This window comes from Kitasatospora putterlickiae, from assembly GCF_039527695.1.
GTDB classification, from domain to species: Bacteria; Actinomycetota; Actinomycetes; order Streptomycetales; family Streptomycetaceae; genus Kitasatospora; species Kitasatospora putterlickiae.
The window spans coordinates 7,329-12,181 of record NZ_BAAAKJ010000187.1 but is presented as its reverse complement, the minus strand read 5'-3'; the positions used below and the strand labels follow the sequence as shown (position 1 = coordinate 12,181).

Here is a 4,853-nt window from a genome sequence, read left to right as displayed (position 1 = left end):
TACGCGGTCGGTGCCACCGAACTGCGCCTGGTCGACCCCGGCCGCGAGGACCCCTGGCGGCCGGGGCGCGCCCGCGAACTGATGATCAGCCTCTGGTACCCGGCCACCCGCCCGGCGCACGGCGACGAACGCGCGCCCTACATGGCGCCGCGCGCCGCCCGGCACTTCGGCGGTCCGGACGGCGCCGCCGCCTTCAACTACGGCGCCGAACCCGGCCGCACCGACTGGTCCGGGGTCCGCACCCACGCCCGCCCCGACGCCCCGCCGCTGCTCGGCGCCGGGCCGCGCCCGGTGGTGCTCTGGTCGGCCGGGCTCGGCGACCCCCGCGGCTGGGGCACCGGTCTGGTCGAGGACCTCGCCTCACGCGGCTACGTCGTGGTCACCGTCGACCACCCCTACGAGGCCTCCGAGGTGGCGTTCCCCGACGGGCGGCTGGCCACCTCGGTGTTCCCCGCGCTCGCCGCCCAACCCGGCCTGGACATCGGCGCGCTGCTGCGCAAGGCGACGGCCGTCCGGGTCGCCGACACCCGCTTCGTCCTGGACGAACTGGCCGCGCTGCGCACCGACGGCCGGCTCCCGGCGGCGCTGGCCGGCTCGCTGGACCTGGACCGGATCGGCATGGTCGGCCACTCCGCCGGCGGGTTCACCGCCGCCCAGACGATGCACGACGACCCCCGGATCAAGGCCGGCGTCAACCTGGACGGCCAGCTGCACTTCCCCGGCCCCGACGGCACCGGCGCGCACCTGAGCGGCGTCGCCGAGGACGGCCTGGACCGCCCGTTCCTGCTGATGGGCACCGAGAGCGCGGACTCCGGCCCCTACGCCGGCCAGCCCGGCTGGGCCGCCTTCTGGCGGCACACCCGCGGCTGGAAGGCGGACGTCACCCTGCTCGGCTCCCGGCACGGCTCGTACACCGACGCGCAGGCGCTGCTGCCCCAACTCGCCCGTCAGGGCGCCGTGTCGGCCGAGGCGCTGCGCGGCGACATCGGCGACGTCCGGCCCGAGCGCGCGGTGGCCGCCACCCGGGCGTACGTCGGCTCCTTCTTCGACCGCTGGCTGCGCGGCCACGACGACCACCTGCTCGACGGGCCCTCGCCGCTCTTCCCGGAGATGCGCTTCGAGGGCTGACGTCCCGTCAACTGGCTGGCTGGGACTCGGCCGTACCCCGCGTCCGGTCTCCGGCTTCATCGCGGCCCGGTGACCGCTGCGCCCGGCCCGGTCCGGCCGTCCCGTCGCCGGTCACAGGCCGCCGCCGAGGGTCACACCGCCGTCCACCACCATGGTCTGGCCGGTGATCCAGGCGGCGCCGGGGGAGAGCAGGAAGGCGACGGCGCCCGCGACGTCCTCGGGCACGCCGAGCCGGCCCAGCGGGTGGGCGGCGGCGACCTGCTCCTCGCGGCCCTCGTACAGGGTCTCGGCGAACCTCGTCTTCACCACGGCGGGTGCGGCGGCGTTGCCCCGGATGCCCCGGGGTCCCGGCTCGGCGGCGAGTTCGGCGGTGAGCCGGATCAGCGCGGCCTTGGAGACGCCGTACAGGCCGGTGCCGGGCGAGGCCCTCCCTTTCGCCGCTTCAGTCCGTCGGGGCCTGGGCGGCGGCGAGCAGGGCGTCCAGCAGGCCGGGGAAGCGCGCGTCGAGGTCGGCGCGGCGCAGCGAGACGTACCGGTTGCGCCCGGCGACCCGGGTGGTGGTCACGCCGGCCTCGCGGAGCACCCGCATGTGGTGCGAGACGGTCGACTTGTGCAGGTGGTCGAGGCCGAGGTGGCGCGGGTCGCAGGAGTGCTCCGCGCCGTCCGCGTAGCTGGTCAGCAGGCGCATCCGGACCGGGTCGCCGAGCGCGTGCAGCACGGTGACCAGGTCGATCTCGGCGGGGGCGGGCTGGGGCAGCCGCTCGTCGTCGGACATGGCCGCGGCCTCCTCGGGGTCGGGCGCGGGGTGCGGTGCGCGGACGGGACGGTTTGACAATCATCCACCAATCCGTACTGTTTGGCGAGCATCAAACTGTTGCCCTCGTGTCCAACAATTTGTCCGGCGGTCCCCACTCCGTCCGACGACGCCCACTCCCTGGGGGGATCGACGTGCCCGTCCGCCTGCTCCTGCTCGCCCTCGGCACCTTCGCCGTCGGCACCGACGCCCTGGTCATGGCCGGCATCCTCGGCCCGGTCGCCGACGACCTCGGGGTCTCGGTGACCGCCGCCGGCCAGCTGGTGACCGTCTTCGCCCTCGGATACGCGCTGCTCGCCCCGCCGCTCGCCGCCCTCACCGCCCGCTGGCCGCGCCGGCGCCTGCTGCTCACCGCGCTCACCGTGTTCGGCGCCGCCAACGCGCTCAGCGCGCTCGCCCCCTCGTACGGGACGCTGCTGGCCACCCGGGTGCTGGCCGCCGCCGGCGCCGCGCTCTACACCCCGACCGCCAACGCGGTCGCCACCACCCTGGTCGCCCCCGAGCGGCGCGGGCGGGCGCTGGCCACGGTGCTCGGCGGCATGACGGTCGCCACCGCGCTCGGCGTGCCGCTCGGCACCTGGGTCGGGCGCGCCGACTGGCGGCTGACGATGTGGCTGGTCACGGTGCTGAGCGTGGCCGCCCTGGCCGGTCTCGCGCTGCTGCTGCGTGAGCTGCCGACGCCCGCCGCCGCGCCCGACCTGCGGGACCGGCTGGCGCCGCTGCGCGACCGGCGGGTGCTCGGCGCCGCCTGGACCACCCTGGTGTTCTTCCTGGCCTTCCAGTCCGTCTACATCTACCTGGCCACCGCCGTCGCCCCGGCGACCGGCGGCCGGGCCGACCGGTTGAGCCTGGTCCTGCTGGTCACCGGCGTCGCCTCGGTGGGCGGCAGCTGGCTGGGCGGGCGGCTGGTGGACCGGGTCGGCGTGCGGCGGGTGCTGCTGGTGGCCAGTACGGTGGCGGCGGCCGCGTTCGCCGCACTGCCCTGGGCGGGGCTCTCGATGCCCGGCGCGCTCGCCTACGCCGTGGTCACCCCGCTGGCCGGGTGGGCCGTCTCGGTCGCGCTGCCGCACCGGCTCGCCTCGCTGGACCCGGCCAACGCCCAGCTGCTGATCTCGCTCAACAGCAGCGCCCTCTACCTGGGTACGGCCGTCGGCGGCGCGGCCGGCAGCGCCGCGATCGCGCTGCTCGGCGACCGCTGGTTCCCGCTCGCGGCGACCGGGTTCGCCTTGGTGGCCGCCGCCACGGCCTGGGTCACCACGCGCGGCACGGCGCCCGTCCGGGCCGTGACCGCTCACTGAGCGCGGATCGCCCGGAACAGCAACCCGGCCGTCTCCGCCCAGCGTTCGACGATGTCCGCGCGCTCGTGCAGCACGTCCGAGATGTGCTGGGTGCCGAAGAACGCGGCCACCAGCGACCGGGCCGCCGCCTGCGGGCAGACCCCCGGGTGCAGCTCGCCCGCCGCCTCGGCGCGTCTCAGCAGCGTGGCCAGCAGGCGGGTCCAGTCCACGTAGGGCGTCGGCAACTCGGCGTCGATCTGCGGCCGTTCGATCTGCAGCCGGGCACCCGCCTGGACGACGATGTCGTCCCGGAAGGCGATCGCCGCCCCCTCCAGCATGCGCACCGCGGTCGCCAGCGGCCCGTGTCCCTCGGCGGTCACCTTCGTCAGCAGCACCGGCCAGCGGGCGTAGTGCTGTTCGACCACGGCCACCGCCAGGGCCTCCTTGGTCGGGAAGTGGAAGTAGACCGCCCCCTTGGTCATCTCCACCCGGTCCGCCACCTCCTTCACCGAGGTGTGGCGGAAGCCGCGGGCCGCGAACAGCTCGGCGGCGGCGGTGAGCACCAGCAGCCTGGTGCGGGCGGCCCGGTCCTGCTTGGGATCAGGGCCCCGCCGGGTGGCGATGGACGGCGCCCGGAACGGGGTGGCCTGGTCGGGCTCGGGCATCTCGGCTCCTGGGTGGCTCGGGTGCGGTCAACTCGCGGTCGGACCGGGAGATTTGGACATGGTGGCGGAATGCTCTGACTCGACGGAAAACCGTCTAGAAGGTATGTTCCTGAGCCGTCGCACCGGTTTGGAGCACCGCAATGTAGCGGCCCGGCCGGGGCCTCCGCGAGCGCGGGGGAGGGAGAAGTCATGGATGTTCCGCCAGCGGTCGTATCCACGCGGCGACGGCCACCGCGGCACACCGGCCGGTACGAGCCGAACCACGGGGGCCTCGCGGGCCCCGCCCTCACCGAACTCGCCGCCGCGTCGTGCGCGGCCGTTCCGCACCCGACCGCACGCGCTGACGGATGGTCACCGATCGGATCCCGTCCGATGCGCGGGAACCGGGTGGGCGCGGGGCTGTGACTGAGAACATTCATTCAGAAAGGTATGTTTCTTCCCCAGGGAGGGCGCATGTTGAAGCAGGAGCGGGCCCGGCGGACCAGGGAGAAGGTGCTGGACGCCGCGGCCGAGGAGTTTTCCACCCAGGGCTACAGCCGGGCCACCCTCAACGCGGTGGCGCAGCGGACCGGGATGACCAAGGGGGCGCTGTACGGGCACTTCCCGTCCAAACGCGCGCTCGCCGGCGCGCTGATGTCGCATTCGCGCCGGGTCTGGGACGAGATGCGCCTGACCCGTGACGTCCCGGGCGCCGAGGCCGCCGCCGTGCTGGAGGGCCTGGTGCTGGACCTGGCGCACCGGCTGAAGGAGGACGTCCGGCTGCGGGCGGCGCTCCGGCTGGCCACCGACATCCCGGACCCGGCGCGGTCGCACCCGCCGCGCCCGCCGTTCCCGGTGCCGGCGCCGCCGGACGTCTTCGAGGACGTGCAGCGCGGCCTGGTGGCCCTGATCCGCCGGGCGCAGGGGGAGGGCGGCATGGCGCCCCGGCCGCCCGAACTGGTCGCCCAGCTGCTGCTGGCCGTGCTGCAC

General features: G+C 75.4%; 5 protein-coding genes and 1 pseudogene. 3 read left to right on the top strand and 3 right to left on the bottom strand.

Annotation, left to right across the window (positions count from 1 at the left end; genetic code table 11):
* Positions 1-1,128 (top strand): alpha/beta hydrolase family protein (locus ABD308_RS18870; RefSeq protein ID WP_344335992.1); only part of this gene is annotated, 1,128 nt, incomplete at its 5' end.
* Between the two features lie 111 nt (positions 1,129-1,239).
* Here ABD308_RS18870 and ABD308_RS18865 read toward each other — a convergent pair.
* Together ABD308_RS18865 and ABD308_RS18860 are read right to left on the bottom strand one after the other, a co-directional pair.
* Positions 1,240-1,554: pseudogene (locus ABD308_RS18865) on the bottom strand (SDR family oxidoreductase); the annotation flags it as partial.
* Between the two features lie 16 nt (positions 1,555-1,570).
* Positions 1,571-1,903, bottom strand: a complete 333-nt coding sequence (locus ABD308_RS18860; RefSeq protein ID WP_344335990.1) for an ArsR/SmtB family transcription factor — start codon at positions 1,901-1,903, stop codon at positions 1,571-1,573.
* Positions 1,904-2,076: 173 nt separating this feature from the next.
* Between ABD308_RS18860 and ABD308_RS18855 the strand changes: the two genes are divergently transcribed.
* Complete coding sequence (locus tag ABD308_RS18855; RefSeq protein WP_344335987.1) at positions 2,077-3,240, top strand: MFS transporter; 1,164 nt, start codon at positions 2,077-2,079, stop codon at positions 3,238-3,240.
* Here ABD308_RS18855 and ABD308_RS18850 read toward each other — a convergent pair.
* A complete protein-coding gene (locus ABD308_RS18850; RefSeq protein ID WP_344335984.1) occupies positions 3,234-3,884 on the bottom strand; it encodes a ScbR family autoregulator-binding transcription factor in 651 nt (216 codons plus the stop codon). The two genes, ABD308_RS18855 and ABD308_RS18850, sit on opposite strands and share 7 nt — an antisense overlap.
* A 453-nt stretch (positions 3,885-4,337) precedes the next feature.
* On the opposite strand from ABD308_RS18850, the gene ABD308_RS18845 reads away from it, so the two are divergent.
* The coding region (locus tag ABD308_RS18845) for a TetR family transcriptional regulator (RefSeq protein ID WP_344335981.1) at positions 4,338-4,853 on the top strand (516 nt) is incomplete at its 3' end.

What these genes read in the sequence shown, in the direction of transcription:
- ABD308_RS18850 (WP_344335984.1), bottom strand. Translation starts at nt 3,884, where the DNA reads ATGCCCGAGCCCGACCAGGCCACCCCGTTCCGGGCGCCGTCCATCGCC.
- ABD308_RS18860 (WP_344335990.1), bottom strand. Translation starts at nt 1,903, where the DNA reads ATGTCCGACGACGAGCGGCTGCCCCAGCCCGCCCCCGCCGAGATCGAC.